The sequence below is a fragment of the Myxococcus eversor genome, assembly GCF_010894455.1.
In the GTDB taxonomy this organism is placed as follows: domain Bacteria; phylum Myxococcota; class Myxococcia; order Myxococcales; family Myxococcaceae; genus Myxococcus; species Myxococcus eversor.
Window position 1 is genome coordinate 99,047 of record NZ_JAAIXY010000028.1, and the last position, 25,549, is coordinate 124,595.

The window sequence follows — 25,549 nt, forward strand, 5'->3', positions numbered from 1 at the left end:
GGAGCCTCGGTAGGTTCGTCCGCGGGCATCTCCCACGGACGCTGAGCGTCGGGCGCTTCGTCAGAAGCGCGTCTTCACGCCCAGCTCCGCACTGGGCAGGAACTTCACCTCCGAGAAGTCGTTCACGCGCAGGACGGCCAGGGGCAGTCGCGCTCCGAGGCTCATCGCCAGCTCCGGCATGAGGTACATGGAGACGGACGCCATGGGCGCGACAGCGGGCCCCACGGTCCACCCCGTCTTGCCGGACTGAGACTGCACGATGAGCTGCAAGCTCGCCTCGGCACCCCCGGCGAACTCCATGATGCGAGAGCGCTTCCGCCACGCGTAGCCCACGCCGAACCCGGTGATGAACTCGCGGTTCTCTTCCTGCGGGCCCTGGCCCATCTGGAGAGAGAGCGTCATTCCACTCACCTCGGCCCTGGCGGTCTCCAGCCGGAACGCCAGCAAGGCTCCACCCAGCTCGAGCGCTGAGTTGCGCACGCCCACGGAAAGGCTCACCTCACGGAGGCCAGAAGAGGCCAGCGGGCGAGGCATGGGCAGCGGCGGCAGCGGCAGGGCCTTCTCCAGCACCGGCTGCTCGGCGGCGAGCGTCACGGCTGGCTCCGGAGACGAAGCGGGTGCCACCCCGGCCATCGCCGCCTCCTCCTCCAGGGCCCGACGCAGCGCGGCCGTCTCCCAGGGCCGAGGCTCCTCTGGCGGCACCTTCTTGTCCGACCGCGCCCCCGGAGTCTGCGTGGGCTTCGCCGACGCTCCCGACGATGACTCAGGCCAGTTCCACTCCTCGGGCGAGGCCGACATGGCGGTCCGGGACGCGGGCTCCTCGCCCCCCTTCGTGCCACCCACGCTGGACGCGGGTGCCACCGGCTGCAGGTCCTCCCACCGCACCTTCCGAACCTGTCCCGCCGCCGTCCGCAAGGTGCCCTGGTGCTGCTTGCCCGCGCGCCACGCCCGCAGCTCGTAGTCCCCGGGAGGCACCGCGAGCCGAGGCACCGCGCCTGGCCCCAACTCCGCGAGCACCTGCCCCCGGCCGGGCCGCAGCAGCAACGCGCGCTCGAAGTCGTTGGGCAGCTCCAGCGCCGTGCCCGGGCTGGGAAGCTGCGTGAGGATGAGCTCGCCCTTGCCCGTCAGCCGGTAGTCATACGCGGGATGCTGCGCGCCCGTCAGCACGTCCGCCGTGGCGGAGACGGTATGCGCATACGCGTACTGATACGCCTCCGCCAGCGTCACCAGTCCATCGCCCGAGGCATCCGCCGCCCCGCGCAATCCAGACACCAGATGGTGCGTGAAGAGCGAGCCGCCCACCTCGCGAGACTCCAGCGCCAGCTCGTCCTCCGCGCTGGAGGTGAGCAGCGCATGGCCGGTGCTGTGCACTTCGTCCGTCAAGCGCAGCTCGAACGAGGGGCCCGGACGTCCTCCCTTGAAGCGCAACAGCGCGCCGCTGCGGCAACTGTCGACGATGGCGAGCCGCACATCCGCCTGCGTCGCGTCCAGCCACCGCCTCAGGTCCGCGTACAGCAGGCGCTCCGTGCCCAGCTCCAGGGCCACGCCATCCGAGTGCCCGGAGAAATAGAAGAGCAACACCACCCGCGTGTCCGGCAGGACGCGCAGCGAGTCCACCTTCTTCGCCGCGGCGTCCAGCGCGGCGCGCACCGTGGTCAGGTCCTGGCCCTGCAGGACGATGAGGTCCGAGGCGGGCACGTCCCCCAGCTCGGAGAGCACTCCGGCGAGCTTGACGGCGTCGGCCTCGGCGTACCGCAGAGGAGGTCGCTCACCGCTGCCCACGTTGTGACCCACCAGCACCGCGATGCGCCGGGTCCCCGCCTCGGCGGGAAAGGTGGCGCAGACAAGGACGGCGAGGAGGAGGCAGCGGATGGAGGTCATCACGGCTGGGTCTTCTCGAAGAGGAAGGAGGCCTGCGCCCCCGCGGGAACCGGCAACCGCGCGCGGTCCCGGATGACGTCGGCCCCCCCGGCTGACAGCTCACGCAGGGCGGGAGCCACGGACTCGAACGACAAGGGCTTGCGAGAGAACAGGGCAAACACTCGCTCGGGGCCCGGTGCGTTGTCGAGCACCACGCTCCCCGGAATCTCCAGCGGCAACCCGTGCGAGGGCAAGAGGCCGCTCTCGGTGCCGCCAAAGGGGAAGTAGGTGCTCACCTGTCCTGCCCCATCCACCGACACCACGAGCACGTAGGGCAGTCCCAGGCCCTCGACGACGAAGCGCACCTGGTCGCCAGGAGCCAGCGCCTCGCCTTCCTCCACCTTCCAGGTGCGCTCGCCCCGGTGCGCGAAGAGCTGCAGCGCCGCGCCTCCCTTGAGGGCGTACTGGGGCTCCTCGGGCGGCCTGGGCACGGCGACGAGCACGAGCAGCAGCACCACGGCCGAGGACAGGGCAAGGGCGGGGGCCCACCACCGCCAGCGAGGTCCCCAAGGGGAGACGCGTGTCGGGAGCCGGTCGGCGCGAGGAAGTACGTACGCCGTGAAGTGCCGGCGGTGCGACGCCAGCTCCTCCGCGCGGGTGCGACAGGTGAGACAGGCGTCCAGGTGGGACTGGGTGGCATCGCGCTCCTGGGGGGAGAGCGCATCCATCGCGAGGGCGTCCAGCTTGAGGCTGGAGACATGGGAGGGGGCGGCGTTCATCATGAGGGGGGCCTCCCGGCGAGCGCGTGCGCGTGCCGGTGGAAGTCTGCGAGCCGGTTGACGACGGTGCGACGGGAGATACCGAGCACCTGGGCCACCTCGTCCTGGGTCATCCCATCGGCGAGGTGCAGCCAGGCGACCTCGGCCACCTTGGGGGGAGCGGTGGAGATGAGGCGGCGAGCGAGGTCCCGGCTCTCCAACAGGCGCTCGGCGTCGACGCCCGGGGTGTCGGGCAGGTCCCCGACGGGCACGGCGCGGCGGCGCCTGTCGCGGGCCTGGTTGAGGCAGTAGTTGGTGGCCACGCGGTATATCCATGCGAGGGCATGGTGGGCGTCGGGGGCGCGGTCCAACTGGCGATGCAGGCGAAGGAAGGTCTCCTGGGCCGCGTCCGCCGCCGCGGCGTCGTCGCCCAGAATCTGCCGGCAGCGGGCATACAGGGCGGGCCCATAGGTGCGGTACAGCGAGTGGAGGCGGTCTTCGGACATGGTGGTTTCTGAATTTCCGGCCTCCCTACCAACACCCGGGTTGTCCGGATTGCGCAACAGGCGCTGCGGACCCGAGCGGGTGTGGTAGCACGGGGCCGCCCATGGCCCTTCCCCCCCGCCGTGGCCCCTCGCTGGCCCACAAGGCCCGCCAGCGCACTCCGGGTCACCACTACAACGCGAGCTTCCTGTCCGCCGTGGACCGGACGGACATCCTGAGCTGGCTCGGGGCCCTCCACCCGCTCTGGGAGGAGCGCTACTCCAAGCACTTCCCTCCTCCGCCGGGGCAGCAGCAGCGGCGCCTGTTGCGACCGGTGTACTGGCTGGGCAACTGGCAGTTCGCGTGCCTGGACTACTACCGCCCTCCGAAGGGCCTCTTGAACCGGTGCGTGAAGGCGGAGCCCTTCCCGGCGGTGCTCCAGCGGCAGGTGGACAAAGTCGAGGAGCTGGCGCGGCGCATGTTCCGGGGCCCGGACATGCCCAAGGGCTGGCACCTCAACACCTGTCTGGTGAACTTCTACGGCAGCCGGCTGGAAGAGGACCGCTGGGTGGACACGGCGCGAGTGGGTGAGCACAAGGACTTCGAGCCGGGGCCGGTGGCCTCGCTGTCCTTCGGCGAGCGGGCGCTCATCCAGTTCGTCACGTCCTCACGGCCCGGCGAGCGCGACGCGGTGGTGCTGGAGCAGTGGCTGGATGACGGCTCGCTGGAGTTGTTCGGCGGGACGCGGTGGAAGGAGGAGACGTTCCACCGGGTGCAGCGCGTGGACACGCGCGACGGGCATGACCTGGCGCCGAAGCTGCCGGACTTCCGCACGCGGCGCATCAACCTGACGTTCCGCTACGTGCCGGACGTGCATGTGATTCCCTTCGCGAAGCTGTCCGACGAGGCGCGCGAGGACGTGCGCGGCTACATGGAGCAGCTCGCGAAGGGCAGCGCCTTCTTCCGTGCGGAGCTGGCCCGGGAGCGCCCCGCGTCACCCTGAGGGCGCGAGTCGTCCCGGGACCTCGTGGCCCCGGTCAGCGCTGCTTGCGATGCGTCCGGGCGAGTCGTCCCGGGCGCTCTGGTCCGCGGTCAGCGCTGCTTGCGATGCGTCCGCGCGTGGCGTCCCGCGGGCTGTCGCTGCTCGCGCTGGGGCGGCGCCTCCGAGTCCTGCTGAGGCGGGCCCGGGTCCTTCTGCGAGGCGACGAACTGGTTCCACGCCTCCCGGAACACAGGGGAGTCGCGAGGCACCTCCACGCGGGGAATCTGCCCGCGCATGATGCGCTCGATTTGCGCGACGACGGCCTTGTCCTTGGACGTGGCGAAGGTGGAGGCCACGCCGCTGGCCTGCGCGCGCGCGGTGCGGCCGATGCGGTGTACGTAGTCCTCGGGGGAGTGGGGCAGGTCGTAGTTGATGACCTGTCCCACGTCCTCCACGTCCAGGCCGCGCGCGGCGATGTCGGTGGCGACGAGGCAGCGGTACGTCCCCTTGCGGAAGCCCTCCATCGCCTGGCGACGCTGGTTCTGCGTCCGGTCCGCGTGCAGCACCGCGCTCTTGTGGCCCGCGCGCTGGAGGGTGCGCAGCACCTTGTCCGCCCGCTCCTTCGTCTTGGTGAAGACGAGCGCGGTGGCCTCGTCCTCCGCCAGCAGCGTCAGCAGCAGCGCGGACTTCTCCTCCGGCTTGACGACGTAGAGCCGCTGCTCGGCGCGCTCGGCGGGAGTGCCGCTGCGAGTCACCTCCACGCGCACCGGCCGGTACAGCATCTCGCGAGCGAAGCGAGTCACATCCGGCCCCAGCGTCGCGGAGAACAGCAGCGTCTGCCGACGGCGGGGCAGGGCCTCGAAGATGCGCTCGAGCTGCGGGAGGAAGCCCATGTCGAGCATCCGGTCCGCCTCGTCGAGGACGAGGGCCTCCAGCTTGCCGAAGTCCACCATCCCGTTCTCCAGCAGGTCCACCAGCCGGCCAGGCGTGGCGAGCACGAAGGTGGGCTGGGCCTTGAGCGCCTCCACCTGGGCGCCCATGTCCTCGCCGCCGATGACCACGGCGTGCGTCAGGCCACGCGCCTCGGCGAAGACCTGCACGGGCTCGGAGATCTGCTGGATGAGCTCACGGGTGGGGGCGAGCACCAGGCCGAGCGTGCCCTTCTTGCTGTGGAAGCGCTCCACCAGTGGCAGCACATAGGCGGCCGTCTTGCCGGTGCCGGTGGCCGCGCAGCCGATGATGTCCTTGCCCGAGAGGGCCGGGGGAATCGCCTGGGATTGGATGGGAGTGGGCTGCGTGAAGCGCACCCGGCGCAGGGCGCCGAGGGTGGCTTTGGACAGTCCGAGCCGGTCGAAGGATTCACTCACGGCTTCGGGGTATCACGGCGCGAGGCCCCGTGGGAAAGAGCCTCGGCCGACACTGTCAATCTACTTCGTGGCCCGCAGCTTCTGGGCCCAGGGCTCCAGGGCCCGGAGGATGCCCTTCACCCGCTCGGGGGACTTGCCTCCGTCCCGCAGCCGCTTCGCGACGGCGTCGAGGTGGGGGACGGCGTGCTCGGTGAGGGCCACGAGGGCGGCGGCCACGTCGCAGGTGTCCACGGCGTCGTCCATGCAGATGACCCTGTCCCCCATGACGTTGCGCCAGTAGGCCTCACAGTAGCCTCGGCGCCGCTGGTCCGGGATGAGGAAGAACGGGTGGAACGTGCGCTCCAGCCGTTGGACGGCCTGGGCGATGGGCATGTCCTTGTCGAGGGAGTCGCCGATGAGTCCTTTCGCCTGGGCCATGGACACCTTGTCCAGGGCGGGCTCGTCACCCGTCATGAAGAAGTAGCCCTTCTTCCCGCGCTTCTCGAAGCAGTCCATCGCGGTGTGCTCGGCGGCGAAGTACATGCCCAGCTCGTACGACTCGCCGGGGTTCGAGCCACCGCCGCGCTCCAGGAACATCCAGGTGAGCCACTGGTCCAGTTGGTTTTCGGAGGACTCGAACTGGCCGACCTGGAGCGGGGCGCGGTCGAAGAACGCGTCACCCACGGCCATGAAGAGCACCTGCGGGTCGGGGATGCCGGCCTCCATGAGGTCCTTCATGAAGGAGGGGAACGTCTGTCGCGCGAGGATTTCGGGGATGTTGCCCATGGAGCCCGTCACGTCGAGCGCCATGACGACGGCGAGCGAGTTCGGATGCGCCTCGCTGTCGCGGCTCTCGCGGAACTTCACCCCCAGGGGGTCCATCTGGGGATGGCAGGCGCGCTGCTTGAAGACTTCCTGAGGCGGAAGCTCGCTGCGAGCCCGCGTCATCGCCTCATGTGCCTTGTGGCTGTAACTCCCGTAACCCATGGTTGCTCGACCCCCTCGGTGGAGACTCCGCGAAGGTGTCTCGCGGCGCCCCGAAGCTAGCCCGGACGGCGCGCCCTCGTCAGCCCCTGGGGCGCTTGTCCCGGGCCCTGGGCCCCTGGGACGTCACCGAGACGCGCACCCCCAGGTTCGCCTCCACCCAGCTGACGAAGCGCTGTGTCCGTGTGTCGGAGGTGTCTCCGAGTGACAACGTCGTCCGCTCGGGAGCACAGCGGGCGAGCGCCCTGGCGAGGCGGGCCTGCCAGGCGAGGTCCTGGGCCGCGCCGGGACGCAGCGCGGTGACGCGTCCGGCCTCGTCGCGCAGTACGAGCGCCTCGTCTTCCCGGGGGCCTTGCGGTGCGCGGTACGCGGAACACACGGACCAGTGCGGGGTGAGTCTGTCCACATGCGTCACGGCGAGCGAGTCCACGCCGCCGCAGACCTGGAGCGCATAGCGTCCGAGGACCGCATCGAACGAGCCCACACGGAAGCCGCCCTGCCAGCCTTCGGCGGTGTTGTGAGGTTCGGGCATGGCGGGCGCGAGCGACGGCTCCTCGGTGGGGAAGGGGCCCTCGCCGTGGCGCGTGGCGTAGGCGCGGAGCACGCCGAGGCGATGCACCTCCCCGTCGAAGCCCTGCTCGCGCAGCAGCGTCAGGGCCGGCTCGAAGGTGCAGGTGCTCCAGGTGGTGTGGGGGTGGAAGCCGCGCCACTCATCCAGGAGGACGCCTTGAGCGCCCTCGAAGACGGTGTGGCCCTCACGCAGCCGTGCACCGAGCCAGTCGTCGCCCACCACGCGCTGCTCGGGATGGATGACACGCACGGCCTCCACCCAGCGCGATGGGATATCGGAGTCCTCCAGCAACGCCAGTTCCTGCATGGCGTCGGGATGGCCCATGTCGGAGTGCCGCCAGTCGGCAACCTCCGCGCGGAGTCGCTCCTGCGCGGCGCGAGCCTTTCTCAACAGGACCGCCGGCTGACACATGTCTCCAGCGAGGACGGTGGCCTCTGGATGCGCGAGCGCATCGCGCACCGTCTCGCCCACGCCCACGCCGCAGGTGCCATGTCGATTCGCGCCCCGGCTCAGCTCGCGCAGCCGGCCAACCGCTTGATGGAACGGGGTGATGACCCGGGCCCGCTCGCTCACCGTCACACGCGACAGGCCGTCTGGCACGCCGCTATCAGCGAGGTACTGGGCTTCCACGTGAAGGGCCAGCGGATGGAAGACGGTGGAGTGCGCCAGGTGCGTGGCGACGCCAGGGACGAAGGTGCCCGCGCCGAGCTGCGAGAAGGTGTGGTGTCGGCCGTCATCGGTGACGACGTTGTGGCCCGCCTGCGCGCCTCCGTTGAATCGCACGACGAGGCGAGCGTCGTGCTGTCGAACCAGCCAGTCCGTGAGCGTGCCCTTGCCCGCGTCGCCGAAGCCGAGGTCGACGACGACGTGGGCCGCGCGGGGTGCCTTCATCGCTCGTCGAGAGGGCTTCGCCGGGGGCCGGGGATGCGCCGATGGCCGGAGTTGTAGTCATTCGTCGGCAACTGCTCATCCTCCAGCCGGGGCTGCGGCGTTCCGTCTCTCCCCAGCGTCGCCGCGAAGGACGTGAGCGCGCGGATGACGGCGCCGCGCCGGGCGCGCTCCAGCCCCCCCTTCTCCAGATGGCGGGCCAGCGCATCCAGGTCGGAGATGGCGCCCTCGCACAGGCCCACGAGGCTGGACGCGACATCCACCGTGTCGCTGGGGTCCTCCATGCAGATGACGCGGTCCCCGAGCAGCTCCCGCCAGTCCCGCTCGCAGTTGCGGCGTCGGGCCATGTCGGGGATGAGGAAGAACGGCTCGAAGCCGACCTGGAGCTCCTCCACCACCTGTCGCACGGGAATGTCCTCGTCCAGCGTGTCGCCGATGAGGGACGCCACCTGCTTGCGGGAGACGTACCCATAGGGGCGCTCGTCGCCCGTCATGAAGAAGTAGCCCCGGTGCTTGCGCTTGCGCCAGCAGTCCAGGTCCGTGTGGCGCGCGGCGAAGTACATGCCCAACTCGTAGGACTCGGTGCCGGGCGTGCCGCCGCCGCCTTCCAGGTAGCTGGAGGTCAACCACTGGTCCATCTGCCGCTCGGAGGACTCGAACTGGCCCACCTGGAGCGGAGCGTGGTCGCTGTTCGCGTCGCCCACCGCCATGAAGAGGACCTGCGGGTCGGGGATGCCCACGTCCATCAGCGACTTCATGAAGTCGGGCAGCCGGCGACGGGCGAGCAGCTCCGGGATGGAGCCCATGGAGCCCGTGACGTCGAGGGCGAAGACGATGCCCAGCGACTTGGAATGCGCTTCGCTGTCGCGACTCTCTCGCCACTTCACGCCGTGCGGGTCCATCAGCGGATGACAGCGCTCCTGCTTGAAGACGCGCTGGAGGGGGACTTCCTCACGCGCCCGGGTGAAGGCCGCGTGTGCCGCGTGGCTGTAGCTCCCGTAACCCATGGCTCGACTCTCCTTCCACGCGCGGACAGGCCGCGCTCAACGCCACCCAGGCAGGGTGAAGGGAACGTAACTCGGCGGACCGAAGGCCTCTTGCGCGGCGGTGGACACCAGCTCCTTCACGCTCCACGCATCGACTTCCAGGCCGCTCCCCCCCGAACTCGTGTGCTGTGCGCGCAGCAGCTCCGCCAGGGGCGCCGGCACGTGCGACGGCACCGAGCCCGTCGCCGGGTCTCCACCGAGCACCCAGGCGATGGAGCGCGCGCACATCGCCACGTCCGATGCCGGAGTGGGCACGCCTCCTCCGTCCCACATCGCATCGAAATAGAAGTCCCGATGCGACGCGCTGGTGGCGACAAGGGGCATGAGATTTCGAATCTTCCCGGCGCTGGACCAGCCGATCAGCATCAACCCGTGGTCCCGAGGGTGGACGAGCAAGTGGGGCGGCAGCACCGCGCCGTGGACGTAGCCCGCGCGATGCACGAAGCCCAACAGCTCCAGCGCGCGCTTCCACATCCACACCGCGGCGCGCGGGTCGACACCGTCGGGGTACACCTCGCGCACGTCGGCGAGGGTGTGCTGGAAGCCGCTCGTCCAGCGGTACACCAGCGCAGCGCGGGCGACGCCCTCCGGGTCCTTCACGGTGCCCCGCGCCACGGGCTGGGGGAGCAGGCGGGTGAAGTACTCGGCGCCCTGGGCCTTGGTGCGCTGCAGGTCCTCCAGCACCTCGTACTCGTGGGCGAGCAAGTCCTTGTCGACGAGGGCACGGGCCACCTTGAGCACCACCAGCTCGGTGATGCGCGAGTCGCGGCGCGCGAGGAACACGTCACTGCCGTCACCCCGGCCCAGACGGCCGAGCAGCACGTAGCGCGTGTTCGCCACGGTGACGCGAGGCCGGTCCGGAGCGAACGGCGGGTCGTCGGCGGGGCGAGCGGGCTTGGGCCAGATGGCCGCGCCCTTCGCGGATACCATGGCGCCGCAGTAGTCACACGTGAGGATGCCATTCGGCGAGGACGGGGGCGGGAGCTTCGCGCCGCAGCCAGGACACTTCAAAAGCTGTAGTTCCATCACCCCTCACTCAGTGCCGGACGAGCATACCTCGGCCTCCTGGAACCTGAATGTCCCCATTGGCTCCTCCGCTTCCCGTGGTGCTCGACACCAACGTCGTCCTGGACCTGTACGTCTTCGAGGACCCCGCGCTGCGTGTGCTCCAGACTGCTCTGGGGGCGGGCACACTGGTGGCCTGGGCGGAGGATGCGACGCTGGCGGAGCTGGGCTTCGTGCTGGCATCGCGCCACTTCCTGCCGGGGAGGAACATGGAGGGCCGGAGCACGGCCCTCGAACGCTATCGGGCGAGCGTGAAGGTGCTCCCGCCGGATGCGTCCGGAGCCGCGCTGGAGCTGCCTCGGTGCAAGGACCGGGACGACCAGAAGTTCCTCCTCCTGGCCGCCCGGGCCGGGGCCGCGTGGCTGGTGAGCAAGGACAAGCGCGTGTTGTCGATGGCGGACCGGCGGGAGCTGCCCTTCGTCATCCTCACCCCCCGCCAGGCCGTGGCGCGACTGGAGGCTCAGGCGCTGGTGACGGGCCGGTAGCGCAGCACGCGCACCGACTCGAGCCCGACGATGAAGGTGGTGATGGAGGTCAACTTCGCCTTGCCCCCGGCCTCGCTCCAGTCGAGCACGTGCACGTAGACGGGCTCTCCGCCGTCCTCCGCGTCCTTGTTTCCGAAGACGAGCACCGTGTCGGCCTTCTCGCCCGAGTAGGTGACGAGCGTCTGGCGGAAGTTGATCCACGACTCGCGGGCGCCGTTCTCCTCGCTGAGCCCGCGCAGGAACGCGGTGGGCTGGGCGAGCGTTCCCTGGACGAACTCGCCACCGGTGAGCTGGTGCTTGAGCTGCTGGCTCCGGGTGCTCAATGAGGTCTCCCGGTCATCCATGCAGCCCATGCACTGGTCAGCGCAGTCGCAGATCTCCTCGGACTCGGTGAGCGTCCTGCCCTTGCGGTCCGCCTCGCATTGATTGATGCAGGAGGAGAGCGCGCGGGCCTCCGCCTTGCGGGTGCTGGCGATCTTCGCGCGCATCTGGGCCTGGGTGGCGTCGGCCTCGAAGAAGGACGCGTCCGCCAGGTGCAGCAGGCCCGCGACGCGCATGAGCCCCGGGTCCTCCATGGAGGACAGCGCCGAACTGGCGGCGGCCTTCTGCGGGCGAAGCAGCGCGGACCTCACCCGAGACCACTTCGCGCGGGCCTCGGACTTGTCGCCGTCCCGGTTCAGGTTGGCTCGGTCGAACAGCTCCGCCACCGCCTTCGCGCGGGCCAGCTCCGCCTTGTAGGAGTCCTTCGCCGGCACCAGGGCCAGCCACTTCGTGGGGGTGCGCTCCGTCTGGTACAGGGCCGTTTGCTGCTTGTCGTTGTTCTTCTGGATGAGGAGGTCCTCGGTCTTGTAGCGAGGTGCCCACTCCAGCTTCGCTTGCGTGTCGTTGCGCGCGGCGGCCATCTTCCGCTCGTACGCGTAGGAGCGCACCTGCTCGAAGGCGGCCGTCTCCAGCTCCGCCTTGTAGGGGTCCTCGCCCTCCACGTACACGCGCAGGTCGCTCAGGCAGGTGTCGTCGTATGACGTGCCGGGATAGGTGGACACGAGGGTGAGCCGTACGCCCTGGACCTTGCCGGGCACGGGCAGCGGGACTTCCTGCCAGCCGAGCACGTCCTTCAGCTCCACCTCCACCGCGGTGCCCGTCGTCCGCGGCCCCGTCTCTCCCTGGACGAGCGGCTCCAGCTTCACGGCCTTGGGCCGGGCGTTGGCGCGGTAGAGCTTGTCCGTCTTCTGGTAGCCGTTGCGCAGGAAGACGCGGAAGGACTTCGCGCGCGTCAGCTCCGGGCCCCACCACTCAATCGCCTCGCCCACGCCGGTTCCCTTGGCGCCCTCCACCCAGGCGGTGGCCGGGTCATCGTCGGCGACATAGAGGGGGAGATAGTTCTGGGCGTGCTTGTTCCAGCCGTTCTCCAGGAAGGAGGACGCCGTCACGCGGCGGGGATGCAGGCGGTGGGCGGTGCCCGCGTCGGGCTCCAGGAGGATGGGCGGCGCGGCGGCGAGGATGAGCGACAGGAGAATCATGGCTTGCGCTCCAGGGATTCGCGGGGTGACGGAAGGGGCGCGGCCCACAGCACCAGCCGTGAGAGGCCCGGGGGATAGAGCCCCGAGTCTTCCTGCTCTCGGGACACCAGGTGGTAGACGACGCGGGCATAGCGCGCGCCAGCGGGCAGTCGGACGCGGCGAGGCGAGCCCGGAAGCAGCCGCGTGTCCTCGACGGCGCCCAGGTGAGGCAGTGTCTCGGGAGGCCAGGGGCGCGTTTCCAGGCGGCGGCCCAGCGTGGCCACGGTGCGCGAGGACTCGAAGAGGGGATGGTCGGAGACCTCCACGCTGACCCAGCGCATGACGTCACCGGAGGGGAAGGCGTGGCCCACGTCGCGCGTGGAGAGCAGGAGCGCGCCGTCCACAGCCTCCACGACGAGCGCGGCCTTGAGAGACTCGGTGCGACGGGTGCCTCCCAGTCCATGGTCGCCGCGCGGCATGTGACAGCTCGCGCAGTGGCGCGTGTCGCCCGTCTGCTTCTGCCACCGGCTCCATTCGCCCACGGTGTCCTGTTGCGATTGGGTATCGGAAAGCCGGACGCGCTGGCCGTCGGCCTGGAGCACCGGGAAGCCGAACTGGTGGCAGCCCGCGCAGGGCATCGCGGGAGTGGCCTTCGCGTCGCCGAGGGGCGCGTGGCAGCCCGCGCAGGTGACGCCGTGTTCCTCGGGCGGACTGTCGGAGGGGAGCGCGCCTCGCTCCAGGTTGCGTGCGAGGGGGGCGTGACATTGGACGCACCAGGCCGGGCGGTCCTCGGTGATGGCGACCTGGAAGACATCGTCCGTGCGCGCGGTGGCGTGGCCGCTGCGCTTCCAGGCGTCGACCTGGGGCGCGTGGCACTCCGCGCAGCGCTGGACGCTCCAGTCGGGGAGCCCATGCGGTGCGGGGCCGACCTCCATCCGCGCGGTGCCCTGGGGGAAGCGGGGGCCGGGCGCGGAGGCCAGCAGTGCGCAGGTGAGGAGGAGGGCGTGCACGGTGAGGCGGGGAGTGTAGGCGTCCTCCGCGTGCGAGCGCGACTCCCACCCTGGGGCGTGGGCGCGGTAGAACCCGACCCATGCGGGCCTACGAGATTCGAGACGGATTCGGGTTGGACAAGCTGGTGCTGGGTGAGCGGCCGGACCCCACGCCGGGCCCGTTCCAGGTGCGGGTGAGGGTGAAGGCGACGAGCCTCAACTACCGCGACCTGATGATGGTGGAGGGGCGCTACAACCCGAGGCAGAAGCTGCCGCTGATTCCCAACTCCGACGGCGCGGGTGTGGTGGACGCGGTGGGGCAGGGTGTCACGCGCGTGAAGCCGGGGGACCGGGTCGTGGGCCTCTTCTCGCAGGCGTGGCCCTCGGGAGAGCCGACGCGCACGGCGCAGCAGAACACGCTGGGAGGCCCGCTGGATGGAGCGCTGGCCGACACGATGGTGTTGCACGAGGACGGCGTGGTGCCGACGCCCGCGTATCTGTCGGATGAGGAGGCGGCCACGCTGCCGTGCGCGGCGCTCACGGCCTGGAGCGCGCTGGTGACCTACGGCGCGTTTAAGGCAGGGGACGTGGTGCTGCTCCAGGGGACGGGTGGGGTCTCCATCTTCGCGTTGCAGATCGCGAAGTTGATGGGCGCGCGCGTCATCATCACCTCCAGTCGCGACGACAAGCTGGAGCGGGCGCGGGCGATGGGTGCGCACGACGTCATCAACTACGTGAAGGCACCGGACTGGGACAAGGCGGCGCGGGCGCTCACGGGGAACGTGGGCGTGGACCACGTGGTGGAGGTGGGCGGAGCGGGGACGTTCGAGAAGTCACTGCGCGCGGTGCGGCCCGGAGGCACGGTGTCCGTCATCGGCGTGCTGAGCGGCGTCGCGGGCGCGGTGCCGCTGACGTCCATCCTGATGCAGAACCTGCGGGTGCAGGGAATCCTGGTGGGGCATCGCCAGGGCTTCGAGGCGCTGCTGCGCGCCTTCTCGCAGCACACGGTGCGGCCCGTGGTGGACCGCGTCTTCGCCTTCGACGAGGCGGTGGCGGCGTTCCATCACCTCAAGAGCGGCGCGCACTTCGGGAAGGTCGTCGTTCGCGTGGGGTGAGCCGGGGCCCGCCGTCGGTGTCCGCGAGGGCCCGGTGAGATGGATTGCTCACCGGGCCTGGGTGCCGACGGGCGCTCAGGAGCCCGTTTCGGTCGGGCCCGAGTCCGAGGGGTTGTTGGAGCGGGCGACGTAGCTCACCTGGGGACCCCCGCGAGGCCCACGGGGGCTGCCTCCCCGAGACTGAGGGGCGCGCTGCTGACGGGGGCCGTTCTGCCGAGGCTCGCGCGGCGTGTTGCCACCGGGGCTGGCGTCAGGCGCGTTGTTTTCGGAGCGGGTCTCCACGAGGGGCTGGGAGCCCCTGCGGTTGCCACCGCGCTTCTCGTTGCCCGGGAAGGGACTTTCGCCACCAGCCCGGACCTCGTTGCCATGACGCCCGTTTGGCGCGGAGGGCTGCTCATACGGAGGACGAGGAGCGCCGTTGCGCGAGTCACCCTGCGAGGAGCGAGGGCCGTTGCGTGAGTCACCCTGGGCGCCGCGAGGTCCTCCATTGCGCGGATTGCCTCGGCGCTGCTCTCCCGCGACAGGGCGCGAGGAGTCCTCACCGGACGGTTCACGCGATGCGCCGCGAGCCGTCTTGTTGTGCTGCGGACCCGAGGTCGACGGAGCGGCGTCGGCGGGATAGCCGCTTGGAGCGCCGTTGCGTGAATCGTCCGAGAAGCGCGGGCTGCCATTGCGCTGCTCGCCACCCCGGGTGCGTGGATTGCCGTTGCGCGATTCATCCGAAGCGCGCGGGCCGTTGCCGCGTGACTCCTCCGCGAGGTGCGAACCACCGTTGCGCTGCTCACCGCCAGTCGCACGCGGACCGCCATGACGCGAATCATCCGAGATGCGAGGACGGCTGTTGCGAGACGCGTCCCCGTTGCGCTGACCGCCACGGGTGCTCTGCTCGTCCTCCTGGGCACGCGGGCTGCCATTGCGCGAATCATCCGCGGCACGTGGGTATCCGCCGCGAGAGTCTTCCGTGGCACGACCCGTCACGCCGTTACGAGGCTCGCCCTGCGCGGCCCGGGGGCTCCCATTGGGCGAATCACCCGAGGCACGCTGCTCGACTGGGGGCGAGCGAGGTCCACCACGCTGCTCGACCTGTGGCGAACGAGGACCTCCACGCTGCTCGACTGGGGGCGAGCGAGGTCCACCGCGCTGCTCGACCGGGGGCGAACGAGGACCCCCACGCTGCTCGACCTGCGGCGAGCGAGGACCCCCACGCTGCTCGACTGGGAGCGAGCGAGGTCCACCACGCTGCTCGACCGGGGGCGAGCGAGGTCCACCACGCTGCTCGACCTGCGGCGCACGAGGACTTCCACGCTGCTCGACCTGCGGCGCACGAGGACCTCCACGCTGCTCGACCTGAGGCGAACGCGGTCCACCACGTTGCTCGACCTGGGTCGAACGCGGGCTTCCGTTGCGCTGCTCAGCCGGACCCGTGCGAGGTCCACCCGCCTGAGCTCCTCCCTGAGGCGGGCGAGCGGCACCCGCACCACCACCACTCCGCGGCGCGGAGGCCGGTGCACCAGGGCGGCTGTTGCCGGAGCGCGGCGGAGAACGACCCGGTCCGCGACGTCCCCCTCGCTGTGGCGGAGACGCTGGAGGCCTGCTCCGCTCGCCACCTCCCTGGCGAAGCACCAGGGCCTCCAGTTCGCGCAACTCGGCCTCTTCGGCCTCCTCGGGCGTCATGGGAGCCTTGGGTGGCTCGGGCAGCACTTCCACCGGTTCCGGCTGGAAGTCGCGACGTCGGTTGCCGCCCTCCATGCGCGCGTCCGGACGTCCGGCACCCGCGCGACGCTTCGAGTCGCGGAAGGTCCCGGACGGGACGAAGTCCGGCGTCAGCTCCCGCTTGTTGTACGCCGCCCAGATCTCCCCCGTGTCACCCGAGGCGCCGTGCAGCCAGGGCGCGGTGCCCGCGAGGAACTCGCGCACGTTGTCCAGGTCGCGCCGGAAGTAGAACTCCGCGCGGTTGTTGCGCGCGGCGGCGATGGTCTGCGGAAAGTCGATGATGGTGGGCCCCGCGTAGCCCATCAGGATGTTGTAGGGAGACAGGTCTCCGTGGATGAGGTCGGCGCACAACATGCTGACCACCTGCGCCCGCAGGTCCACGTACAGCGCCTGCGCTTCGTCGGGCGTCGCCGGGGGCGCCTCCACCAGCCGGGGCGCGGGTTGGCCCTGTGCGTCGAGCACCAGCTCCATCAGCAGGATGCCCTCGTAGAACATCACCGGCGTCGGCACGCGAACGCCCTGGCCGTGCAGCTTGTAGAGCGAGTCGGCCTCGGCGCTCTTCCATGCCTCCTCGGAGGCGGCTTGCCCGAAGCGGCTGCCCTTCTCCATGGCGCGACGCGTCCGGGAGTTGCGCACCTCGCGCCCTTCCCGATAGCCCACGTTGTTGCGGAAGTTCCGCTCGTGGCGCTGCTTGTACAACTTGGCTGCGACCACCTGCCCGGCGTGCTGGACCAGCCACACCTCCGCTTCCTTACCGGTCTTCAACTGGCCGATGACGGCCTCGATGATTCCGTCGGCGAGGAGGGTCTCTAGCGAGTCATTCATTCAGAGGCGGAAGTCCTTCTGGGGCTCGGGCGGGTGTCACGAGATTCAGCGCGGTGCGGCCCTGCTCGCAGCGCGCGGTGGCATGTGAACATCTGGCGGGGCCCTCTTGCTACCGCGATATCCCCGGTAGCAGTCAGGGGAGCCGACGCTCGGCCTGCTAACAGTTTGTCCGCCAGGGTTCCAGGGTATCAAGGGGACGGCGGAGCGGGTGAGTCAATCCTGACCCTGACCCAGAGGCCAAGGCCTTGAACTCGGGGCCCGCAAATGAGGCCGGGTGCTGGACGACCTCGCGATGGAACAGCAGGCGGGCAGGCGACTGCAAGCCCCCTCGTCAGGCCACCTCCACGGAGCCAGGTGCGGGCCCTCTTCCGTCACCCGACAGCCCGGGCGTCAATCCGGGGGCTCGAAAGCACCTGCACGCAGGGGACTGCCGACCCGCACCGGGAGAGCGCTACGATGCGCGCCGCCCAGGAGGAGTCACCCATGGCGACGAAGAAACGCAAGTCCAGTGCTGCGAAGAAGTCATCCCGGCGCGCCTCCACCCCGAAGAAGGCCGCGACGAAGAAGGGCGCGGCACGGAAGGCGCCCGCGAAGAAGAGCGCGACTCGAAAGAGTGCCGCGAAGAAGGGCGCGGCTCGCAAGGCCCCCGTGAAGAAGAGCGCGGCTCGAAAGAGCGCCACGAAGAAGGCGGCGACGCGCAAGAGCGCCGCGAAGACGACATCCGCGCGTGCGAGCGTCGCGACGAAGCCCACGAAGAAGGCGACGACGCCTCGCTCTCCCCCGCGCGCGGTGTCCCGGAAGAAGCCCGAGGCGCCGCCGTCCGCGGAGGTCATCGCCGTCGCCTGGGATGAGCGCCCGGCCACGGGCTCGCCCTTCGTCGAGGAGGTGGAGACCTCGTCCGCGGGCATCCAGCCCCTGGCGCCCGCGCACGCGGCGGTGGATGAGCTGACCAGCTCCGGCAACGAGCTGCTCGACATCTTCCAGCGCTATGACCGCAACCGTACCGGCACCATCGAACGCGCGGAGTTCGCGCGGCTGCTGGAGGCGCTCGGTCAGAACGTCACCGACGAGGAGCTGGAGATCGCCGTCGACATCGTCGACACGGACCGCACGGGGAAGATCTCCTGGAGCAAGTTCAAGGCGTGGTGGACCAGCCGCTGATTCGGCCGCGGGGGCCAGGGGAAGGCCGGTCCGCGATGGTGACGACGTCGTGACCGGCCGGGTTCACCCAGGGGAGACCCGGAACACGCAGGGGGAAGGGGCCGGCCCACGAGCCCTCTGCTGTTCGAGTGCCTCTAAATAGTGACGGGGGGCCGGGCTGACCTACACTCGCGGCGCGAAGGGGGAACTGTGTCCGACCTGGCGTCCAGAGCACATTCCACCGTCTTCGAGCACGCGCGCGACGCGGTGCTCGTGCTCGACGCCGCGCAGCTCATCCAGGAGGTCAACCGCGCCGCGGAGCGCATCTTCGGACCCCGCGCGGAGCTGGTGGGCATGGCGGTGACGCGGCTGTTGTCGGGCTGGCGTCCCCCGGACACGCGAGGCTCGCCCGACACGCCGCATGAGACGGAGCTGGCGGGGCAGCGTCCAGGAGGCTCGGGGCCGGCGTACTACCTGCGCGTGCAGACGCTGACGCAGGTGGATGCGCGGGGCACGCCGCTGGGCTGGGTGCTCCAGCTCCAGGACATGCGCGGCAGCCTGGAGGTGGAGGCCTCCATCCGCCAGCAGAAGGAGTTCTTCGAGGCGGTGGTGCGCAACAGCCCGGTGGCCATCGTCACCATCACCCGCCAGTTCATCGTCCTGTCGTGGAACCCCGCCGCGGAGCGGCTCTTCGGGTACACGCCGCAGGAAGCGCTGGGCAAGCACATCTTCGACCTCGTCGCGACAGAGGAGACCGTCCTCCCCGAGGCGAAGAAGGCGCAGCGGGACGTGACGCAGCGGGGCCGCGTGCACTCCGTCACCCGGCGGCTGCGCAAGGACCACACCATCGTCGACGTGGAGCTGCTGGCGTTGCCGGTGTCGGTGGGAGGCCGGCAGTTGGGCTTCATCGCCATCTACCACGACATCACCGACCTCCAGCGCGCGCGCCAGGCGGCGGAGTCCGCCAACCAGGCCAAGAGCCTGTTCCTGGCGACGATGAGCCACGAGATTCGCACGCCGATGAACGCCATCATCGGCATGACGGGGCTGATGCTGGACACGCATCTGTCAGGGGAGCAGCGGGAGTTCATCTCCACCATTCGTCAGAGCAGCGAGGCGTTGCTCACCCTGCTCAACGACGTGCTGGACTTCTCCAAGATTGAAGCGGGCCGGTTCGAGACGGACCTGCGCCCGTTCGACCTGCGGCAGTGCGTGGAGTCGGTGCTGGACCTGCTCGCGGTGCGCGCCAGCGAGAAGGGGTTGGACCTGGGCGCGGACATCTCGCCGAAGGTGCCGCAGGTGGTGATGGGAGATGCCTCGCGGCTGCGTCAGGTGCTGCTCAACCTGGTGGGCAACGCGCTCAAGTTCACCGAGTCCGGGGGCGCCGTCGTCTCCGTGGACGGCGCGCGTCGCACCGAGGCGCCCGACTCGCCCTGGGAGCTCACCTTCTCCGTGCAGGACACGGGGCCCGGCATCTCCACGGAGATGCAGAAGGGGCTCTTCCAGCCCTTCAACCAGCTCGACGTCGCGGTGACGCGCAAGTTCGGTGGGACGGGCCTGGGGCTCGCCATCTCCAAGCGCCTGGTGGAGGCGATGGGCGGGCGCATCTGGGTGGAGAGCGAGGGCGTGCCGGGGCGGGGCGCCACGTTCCACTTCGCGCTCACGGTGCAGGCCGCGCCGCAGACGACGGCGGGGTATCTGCGCGCGGACCAGCCGCTGCTGCAAGGCCGCCGGGTGCTCATCGTCGACGACAACGCCATCAACCGGCGGTTGTTGGGACGACAGCTCCAGTCCTGGGGCGCGGAGCCCGTGGAGGCGGGCTCGGGGATGGAGGCGCTGGCGAAGCTCCAGCCGGGCGCGGGCTTCGACGTCGTGCTCATCGACCACCAGATGCCGGGCCTGGACGGGCCTACGCTCGCGGCGCGCATCCGTGAGCGGGATGACCTCCGCTCGCTGCCGTTGTTGCTGCTCACCTCGCCCGGTCGTCGCGCGGTGCCACCGCCGGGCCTCTTCTCAGGGGTGCTGTCCCGCCCGATGAAAGCCTCTCAGCTCCACGACACGTTGATGTCCTGCTTCTCGCGGGACGTGGCCCGCGTCCGCGCGGAGTCCGCTCCCTCGGGGGCGCCCGTTCCCAGGGACCGTCCAGGGGACCGTGTTCCGTTGCGCATCCTGCTGGTGGAGGACAACCCCACCAATCAGCGACTGGCCAGCCTGATGCTGGACCGGCTGGGCTACCCGGTGCAGGCGGCGTCCAACGGCCGTGAGGCAGTGGAGTGGGCCATGCGCCAGCGCTTCGACGTGGTGCTGATGGACCTCCAGATGCCGGAGATGGATGGGCTGGAGGCCACGCGTCGGCTGCGCCAGGAGCTGCCGCCCAACGTGCAGCCGTGGGTCATCGCGATGACGGCCAATGCGATGGACTCGGACCGGGAGCAGTGCTTCGAGGCGGGGATGGATGACTTCCTCGCCAAGCCCATCCGCGTGGAGGCGCTGACGGCCGCGCTGGTGCGCTGTCAGACGCCGCGTCCACAGGGCGGCACGCGCGCGCGGGCGGAGCGCGGCACGCTCGTGGATGCGCCGCTCGACGAGGAGATCGTCCCGGTGGCGGCGCGCATTCCCGGCCTGCAGTCCGCCGCGCTGGCGCGACTGTGGCGGGAGCTGGGCACCCAGGCGGCGAACATCCTCCCGGAGCTCATCGACACCGCGCTGCACAGCATGCCGGCGCTGCTCGACGACGCGTACACGGCCCTGCGACATGGGTTGCTGGATGACCTCAGCCGGGCCGCGCACACCCTCAAGTCCAACGCCGCGTGGTTCGGCGCGGCGGCGCTGGAGATGCAGTGCCGGGACATCGAGCTGCGCGCGGACGCGGGCGACGTCGCGGACATGGCGGAGCGCCTGGACCGCTGTCGGGCGGAGCTGGAGGTGGCCCGGAGGCTCTTGTCCCGCCTGCGTGAGAGCATCGGAGCACCCGCGTCCCGGAGCTGAGTCCCATGGGGTGGTCAGCCCCTCGGGGCTGGCGCCGTCCCTGGCGACCGCGACCTTCCCCTTCGAGGTGAACGCCATGAGCAACTCTCCAACGGACCCTCCCCGCTCGGGGACTTCTCGCATCCGGGGGCTGGAGCAGGTGGACCGGCTGTCGGTGCCCCTGCCGCACGGCACCGAGGTGACGACGCGCGTGGAGCGCCTGGCCTCGGGCGGGCGGCGGATTCCCCAGGGCGTGGTGGGGCGCGTGGTGCGGGCCCGGGATGGTGGGCTCGACATCCAGATTGTTGGCATGGGCGAGGTGTGGTTCGCGCGCGAGGAGCTGGTGCCCCGGCGACCGGGACAGGTCCAGTTCGCGAGGCGCCGTGAGGCGGCCTGGCAGTCCCTGGTTCCCTGCGTGGTGCTGGAGACGCGCGTGGGCAGTCATGCCTGGGGCCTGGCGAATGAGAAGTCCGACGTGGACGTGCGCGGCATCTTCGCGCTGCCGCTCTCGTGGACCTTCGGCCTCGTGGAGGCGCCCATGGACCTGGTGAGCGCCGATGGCAGCAGCACCTACTGGGAGACGCGCAAGACGGTGGAGCAGGCGCTGCGGGCGGACCCGAACACGCTGGAGACGTTGTTCGTCCCGGGGGCCAAGGCCATGGACGAACTGGGCGAGTGGTTCCTCGCGGAGCGCGAGGCGTTCGTCTCGCAGGCCATCTTCGGCAGCTTCGGGCGCTACGCCATGAGCCAGTTGGACAAGCTCACGCGCAGCCAGCGGCTCGCCGAGCACAGGGACCTGCTGCTGGAGTGGCTGTGCGAGGAGCCGGCGCCAAACCTGGACGAGGTGGCGCGGCGCCTGTCGGAGGTGTCGCCGCGCGAGGCGCCCACGCAGCAGGACGCGCTGCTGGCGGCGAAGACGTACGTGAAGCAGCTCTACCGCTCACTGTGGGACCAGGGGCTGCTCACGGCGAACGACTTCGCGGCGCTGACGGCCTATGCGCGGGGTGGGGGACAGCGTCCTCCGTCCGCGCGGGAGCTGCGGCCGAAGAACGCGTACAACCTGCTGCGGTTGATTGCCACCGCCACGGGTTGGCTGCGCCAGGGCGAGCCCGTCTTCGAGGCGACGGGGGCGCTGAAGGCGCGGCTGCTGGCCATCAAGGAAGGCAGCGTGCCGCTCGACGATGTGCTGAGGGCCGCCGAGGCGATGGCGCCGGAGCTGGAGGCGGCACGTCAGGAGAGTCGCCTGCCGGAGCATCCCGACTACGCGCGCGCGGACCGGTTGTTGCGGCGGGTGGGGGACGAGGTGGCGCGGCGTTGGGTGATGAAGACCCCCGGACCGCTGGGGCACGACGCGCCCGAGGCCCCGGTGACGGAGTGGAGGGATTCGGAATGAAGGGCACGATGACGGAGCAGGAGCGGACGGTGGCGGACCGTGTGCTCGATGAGGAGTCCGCGAAGCGAGAGCACCTGGTGGTGTCGCTGTCGGGCGCGCACGCCTATGGCTTTCCCTCGCCGGACAGCGACCTGGACCTGAAGTCCATCCACATCGCGCCCACGGCCCTGCTGCTGGGCCTGCAGCCCCGCCACCTCAACGCCGAGCGCCTCCAGGTGGTGGACGGCGTGGAGGTGGACTACTCGTCCAACGAACTCCAGCCCGTACTCCAGGGACTGTTGCAGGGCAATGGCAACTACCTGGAGCGCCTGGTGGGCGCCATCCCGGTGCGGGTGTCCCCGGAGCTGGAGGCCCTTCAGCCACTGGTGCGCGGCGTGTTGTCGCGTCGCGTGCACCGGCACTACCGGGGCTTCGCCCAGGGCCAGCTCCGCGAGTGGGAGAAGAGCGGCTTTCTCTCCGCGAAGAAGCTCCTCTACGTGCTGCGCACCACGCTCACCGGGACGCACGCGCTGCGCACCGGAGAAGTGGAGACGGACGTCACCGAGCTGCTGGATGCCCATGGCTTCGCGGAGGCCCACGAGCTGGTGGAGCAGAAGCGGCGCGGAGAGAAGACCGAGCTGCCCGAGTCGCTGAGCGCGAAGTGGCGCGCGGAGGTGGCCCGCTCCTTCGCGGTGCTCGACGCCGCGCTGGAGGCCTCCGTGTTGCCCGGGGAACCTCCCCAGGCGGCCGTGGATGCGCTGGAGGCGTGGATGCTGGACCTGCGGCGCAGGCGGTTCGTCGCCGCCTGAGACGACTCCACCTGATAGGTTCTCGGTCACTCGCACCGAGGACCCTTCATGCGCTTGCCGTTCTCACTGTCGCTGCTGGCTTGGTTGTTCCTCGGGTTCGGAGGGCTGGCGTGTGGCGGTGACGACCCGCTCCCCAGCAACAAGCCTCCGACGCTGACGGGGCCGACCGCGCAGCCCACCGCGGTGAGCTCCGGGAGCCCCGTGTCGCTGACGCTGGAGGCCTCGGACCCGGATGGGGATGTGCTCACCTATGCATGGACGCAGGTTCCCGCTTCCCCGGCGGGGACATTCACCAACATCTCCGCGCCCGCCCCCAGCTGGACGGCGCCGGTGGTGAGCACGAGCCAGCGCTTCACCCTGAAGGTGAGCGTGAGCGACGGCCGAGGTGGCTCCGAGCAGGGCTCGGTGGACGTGGACGTCGCCCCGCCCGTTCCCCAGAACACTCCGCCGACGCTGTCGACGCCCACTGCGACGGCCACCACCGTCGACGAACAGCAGGCCCTCACCCTGGCCGTCAGTGGCTCCGACGTGGATGGGGATCCGCTGACGTACTCCTGGGCGCAGGCGGCCCCCGCCACACCCAGAGGGACCTTCGACAACGCCGCTTCCACCAGTCCCGTGTGGACGGCTCCGGATGTCACCTCCAGCGGAACGTACACGCTGCGCGTCACCGTCACCGATGGGCGGGGCGGCAGCGCACAGGCCACCATCGACATCGCCGTCCAGAAGGGCAACCGCCCGCCCGTCGTCGCCGCCACCATCTCCGGGCCCACGACGCTGGTCGCGGGTGTGACGGGGACGTTCTCCATCACCGCGAGCGACGCGGATGGGGACCCGCTGACCTACTCATGGACGCAGACGGCCCCGGCCTCCTCGGGAACCTGGGTGGGTGCTCGCACCGGGAGCAGCGCGCAGTGGTATTCGCCAGTCGTCGCGACGCAGACCTCGTTCACCTTCTCCGTGAGTGTCACGGATGGCGCGAGCACGCCCGTGGTGCGCACCGTCACCCTTCCGGTCTCCGTGCCCCGGTACTCCGCGAATGTGCAGGGCATCTGGACCTCCGTCCCTTGCACGGGCTGCCATGGCTCGAACGGAGGCCTCAACCTCGCCTCGGGCTCCAGCTACAGCAACCTGGTCAATGTGACCGCCAATGCCTGTGGCCCGACCAGGCGCGTCGCTCCAGGCGACCCGGGCAACTCGGCGCTCATCCGGAAGCTGGAGGGCACGACGTGCGGGTCCCGCATGCCCCGGAACAATCCGACCTATTTCGACCAGCAGCCGGGGCTGCTCGTCCTCATTCGTTCATGGATATTGGCGGGCGCGGCCAACGACTGACGCGTGGGTGAACCGGGAGGGTGCGGCTCAGGGCGCGGTGGGTGACAGCCGCGACAGCGAGCGGTCCTTGACCTTGAGCCACGCCTGTTGCCGGAACAGGTAGGTCGAGCAGAGCTGTCGCCACGTCCACACGTCCGGCAGCGTCCACCAGTTGGCCGGAGGCTGGATGCCTTTGTCCCTCAGGTTGCCGATGGCCCGGTAGCCGACGCCGTCGAGCTGGTAGGCGGAGTTGGACTCCAGCACCAGCACCTTGTCCGTCGCGGGGTGGTGGTCCACCACGAGGAAGGTGTGGCCGGAGCGCCACTGGTTTCGCCAGCCCTGGATGAGCGTCCACGGGTGTGGAGACACGTCCGGGGATGGCGCGGGGATGGCCATGCCGCTCTCGATGGCGGCGGTGACGGGCGAGAAGTAGTCCTCCGTGGAGGCAATCATCATCTGCCGGTGGCGGCGGGAGTCCCAGGTGAAGCTGTCGCCGTGCGCGTCCGCATAGGCCTTCACCGTGAGGGCCTCCACGAAGGTGCAGCAGTTGTTGAACTGGGGCGGCGTCATGGGGACCGTGATGCCTGGCAGCGGCCACGGGTAGTAGGCCTTGTCCAGGCCATACCGGAAGCCACGCAACCCACCGAGGAGCGCGACGAGTCTGTCCTCGCGGATGGCCATGGGCTCGTCGTCGAAGCGAAGCCTCACTGCAGGAGGCGGCTTCTCCTGATTGACGAGCGTCGCGTAGCGCTGGGTGCGCCAGCGCACGCAAATCCAGGTGTCCAGCGCGCCGAGCGTGGGCACTTCCAGTCGCGCGTAGTCGGTGTCAGGCGTCGGGTAGCCGGGGCGCTCTTCCAGGACGAAGTACGTTCCCGGCTCGGCGTAGCCCTCGAACTGCGCGTTCGTATCCGGCTCCACGAAGCCGCGCAGTCGGATGGGAAGCTTCGCGACTCGATAGGTTTCCGCCAAGACATGACCCCCGGAGACGATGACTTGCCGTGAAGGCTAACTCACTCCAGGAGTTGTTGGGCAGGACCTGCCATGGAAGGGACACGGCGGGTGCCCCTCCTGGTCTGGGTTAAACGCAGCAGTCCGAGGGGCAGGTGACCGCCTCATTCCCATCGCAACTGCCATCGCCGCACGGGTAATAGAACCCCGCTTTCGTGGGCTGCTGGAGGCTGCCAATGGCCTGCGAACCGTCGGACTCCGTCATGATTCCGCCGCACGCCAGCAGGACCAGTGAGGCCACCACGGCGGCCGTCGCACCACTCCAACGCTTGCCCATACAGCCTCCTTGAAAAGGAGGCGCGAAGACTAATCGTTGTCTTTGTGAAAAAG

21 protein-coding genes are annotated in these 25,549 nt (G+C 70.1%); 8 read left to right on the forward strand and 13 right to left on the reverse strand.

Features of this window, described 5'->3' with window-relative positions; all coding sequences use genetic code 11:
- Positions 1-60 precede the first annotated feature (60 nt).
- Genes G4D83_RS40300 through G4D83_RS40310 form a run of 3 tightly spaced genes read right to left on the reverse strand, consistent with a single transcriptional unit; the run spans position 61 to position 3,124 of the window.
- Positions 61-1,881, reverse strand: a complete 1,821-nt coding sequence (locus G4D83_RS40300; protein ID WP_240357091.1) for a caspase family protein — start codon at positions 1,879-1,881, stop codon at positions 61-63.
- Positions 1,881-2,642 (reverse strand): DUF4384 domain-containing protein, encoded by a 762-nt coding sequence (locus tag G4D83_RS40305; RefSeq protein WP_163870255.1) that lies wholly within the window; start codon positions 2,640-2,642, stop codon positions 1,881-1,883. The genes G4D83_RS40300 and G4D83_RS40305 overlap by 1 nt, the downstream gene beginning before the upstream one ends.
- On the reverse strand, positions 2,639-3,124 hold the full coding sequence (locus tag G4D83_RS40310) for an RNA polymerase sigma factor (RefSeq protein ID WP_163870256.1): 486 nt from the start codon (positions 3,122-3,124) through the stop codon (positions 2,639-2,641). Before G4D83_RS40310 ends, G4D83_RS40305 begins: the two co-directional genes overlap by 4 nt.
- 101 nt (positions 3,125-3,225) lie before the next feature.
- Between G4D83_RS40310 and G4D83_RS40315 the strand changes: the two genes are divergently transcribed.
- Positions 3,226-4,104 (forward strand): alpha-ketoglutarate-dependent dioxygenase AlkB, encoded by an 879-nt coding sequence (locus G4D83_RS40315; RefSeq protein ID WP_163870257.1) that lies wholly within the window; start codon positions 3,226-3,228, stop codon positions 4,102-4,104.
- An 89-nt stretch (positions 4,105-4,193) separates the two neighbouring features.
- On the opposite strand, the gene G4D83_RS40320 is transcribed toward G4D83_RS40315, so the two are convergent.
- The 5 genes from G4D83_RS40320 to G4D83_RS40340 all read right to left on the reverse strand — a co-directional run bounded on the left by G4D83_RS40320 (position 4,194) and on the right by G4D83_RS40340 (position 9,944).
- A complete protein-coding gene (locus tag G4D83_RS40320; protein WP_163870258.1) occupies positions 4,194-5,450 on the reverse strand; it encodes a DEAD/DEAH box helicase in 1,257 nt (418 codons plus the stop codon).
- A 60-nt stretch (positions 5,451-5,510) separates the two neighbouring features.
- Entirely contained in the window at positions 5,511-6,416 is a 906-nt protein-coding gene (locus G4D83_RS40325; protein ID WP_163870259.1) for a VWA domain-containing protein, read from the reverse strand.
- 79 nt (positions 6,417-6,495) lie between these two features.
- Entirely contained in the window at positions 6,496-7,875 is a 1,380-nt protein-coding gene (locus G4D83_RS40330; RefSeq protein ID WP_163870260.1) for an adenylosuccinate synthetase, read from the reverse strand.
- Positions 7,872-8,879 carry a VWA domain-containing protein gene (locus G4D83_RS46640; RefSeq protein WP_240357089.1) on the reverse strand — a complete coding sequence of 336 codons (1,008 nt, stop codon included), beginning with the start codon at positions 8,877-8,879 and terminating at the stop codon, positions 7,872-7,874. The genes G4D83_RS40330 and G4D83_RS46640 overlap by 4 nt, the downstream gene beginning before the upstream one ends.
- 36 nt (positions 8,880-8,915) lie before the next feature.
- Positions 8,916-9,944 carry a protein kinase family protein gene (locus G4D83_RS40340; RefSeq protein ID WP_163870261.1) on the reverse strand — a complete coding sequence of 343 codons (1,029 nt, stop codon included), beginning with the start codon at positions 9,942-9,944 and terminating at the stop codon, positions 8,916-8,918.
- 50 nt (positions 9,945-9,994) lie between these two features.
- On the opposite strand from G4D83_RS40340, the gene G4D83_RS40345 reads away from it, so the two are divergent.
- The gene (locus tag G4D83_RS40345; protein ID WP_163870262.1) at positions 9,995-10,468 is read left to right on the forward strand and encodes a PIN domain-containing protein; all 474 of its coding nucleotides are present in this window, start codon (positions 9,995-9,997) and stop codon (positions 10,466-10,468) included.
- Here G4D83_RS40345 and G4D83_RS40350 read toward each other — a convergent pair.
- Positions 10,444-11,988 (reverse strand): NADase-type glycan-binding domain-containing protein, encoded by a 1,545-nt coding sequence (locus G4D83_RS40350; protein ID WP_163870263.1) that lies wholly within the window; start codon positions 11,986-11,988, stop codon positions 10,444-10,446. The genes G4D83_RS40345 and G4D83_RS40350 overlap by 25 nt on opposite strands.
- Positions 11,985-12,977, reverse strand: a complete 993-nt coding sequence (locus G4D83_RS40355; RefSeq protein ID WP_163870264.1) for a multiheme c-type cytochrome — start codon at positions 12,975-12,977, stop codon at positions 11,985-11,987. Before G4D83_RS40355 ends, G4D83_RS40350 begins: the two co-directional genes overlap by 4 nt.
- An 80-nt stretch (positions 12,978-13,057) precedes the next feature.
- On the opposite strand from G4D83_RS40355, the gene G4D83_RS40360 reads away from it, so the two are divergent.
- The gene (locus G4D83_RS40360) at positions 13,058-14,071 is read left to right on the forward strand and encodes a zinc-dependent alcohol dehydrogenase family protein (protein WP_163870265.1); all 1,014 of its coding nucleotides are present in this window, start codon (positions 13,058-13,060) and stop codon (positions 14,069-14,071) included.
- A gap of 75 nt (positions 14,072-14,146) precedes the next feature.
- Here the strand turns inward: G4D83_RS40360 and G4D83_RS40365 are convergent, their stop codons facing one another.
- Positions 14,147-16,609, reverse strand: a complete 2,463-nt coding sequence (locus G4D83_RS40365; RefSeq protein WP_163870266.1) for an RIO1 family regulatory kinase/ATPase domain-containing protein — start codon at positions 16,607-16,609, stop codon at positions 14,147-14,149.
- 483 nt (positions 16,610-17,092) lie between these two features.
- Here G4D83_RS40365 and G4D83_RS47045 point away from each other — a divergent pair, with 483 nt between their 5' ends.
- The 5 genes from G4D83_RS47045 to G4D83_RS40390 all read left to right on the forward strand — a co-directional run bounded on the left by G4D83_RS47045 (position 17,093) and on the right by G4D83_RS40390 (position 24,232).
- Positions 17,093-17,770: an EF-hand domain-containing protein gene (locus G4D83_RS47045; RefSeq protein ID WP_163870267.1), complete on the forward strand. Its 678-nt coding sequence runs from the start codon at positions 17,093-17,095 to the stop codon at positions 17,768-17,770.
- 189 nt (positions 17,771-17,959) lie between these two features.
- Positions 17,960-20,737: a response regulator gene (locus tag G4D83_RS40375; protein WP_163870268.1), complete on the forward strand. Its 2,778-nt coding sequence runs from the start codon at positions 17,960-17,962 to the stop codon at positions 20,735-20,737.
- A gap of 76 nt (positions 20,738-20,813) precedes the next feature.
- Positions 20,814-22,109: a DNA polymerase beta superfamily protein gene (locus G4D83_RS40380; protein ID WP_163870269.1), complete on the forward strand. Its 1,296-nt coding sequence runs from the start codon at positions 20,814-20,816 to the stop codon at positions 22,107-22,109.
- The gene (locus G4D83_RS40385; protein ID WP_163870270.1) at positions 22,106-22,897 is read left to right on the forward strand and encodes a nucleotidyltransferase domain-containing protein; all 792 of its coding nucleotides are present in this window, start codon (positions 22,106-22,108) and stop codon (positions 22,895-22,897) included. Before G4D83_RS40380 ends, G4D83_RS40385 begins: the two co-directional genes overlap by 4 nt.
- A 48-nt stretch (positions 22,898-22,945) precedes the next feature.
- Positions 22,946-24,232, forward strand: a complete 1,287-nt coding sequence (locus G4D83_RS40390; RefSeq protein ID WP_163870271.1) for an Ig-like domain-containing protein — start codon at positions 22,946-22,948, stop codon at positions 24,230-24,232.
- Positions 24,233-24,259: 27 nt separating this feature from the next.
- On the opposite strand, the gene G4D83_RS40395 is transcribed toward G4D83_RS40390, so the two are convergent.
- Positions 24,260-25,180 (reverse strand): hypothetical protein, encoded by a 921-nt coding sequence (locus G4D83_RS40395; protein ID WP_163870272.1) that lies wholly within the window; start codon positions 25,178-25,180, stop codon positions 24,260-24,262.
- A 109-nt stretch (positions 25,181-25,289) separates the two neighbouring features.
- Entirely contained in the window at positions 25,290-25,496 is a 207-nt protein-coding gene (locus G4D83_RS40400; RefSeq protein ID WP_163870273.1) for a hypothetical protein, read from the reverse strand.
- Between the last annotated feature and the right edge of the window lie 53 nt (positions 25,497-25,549).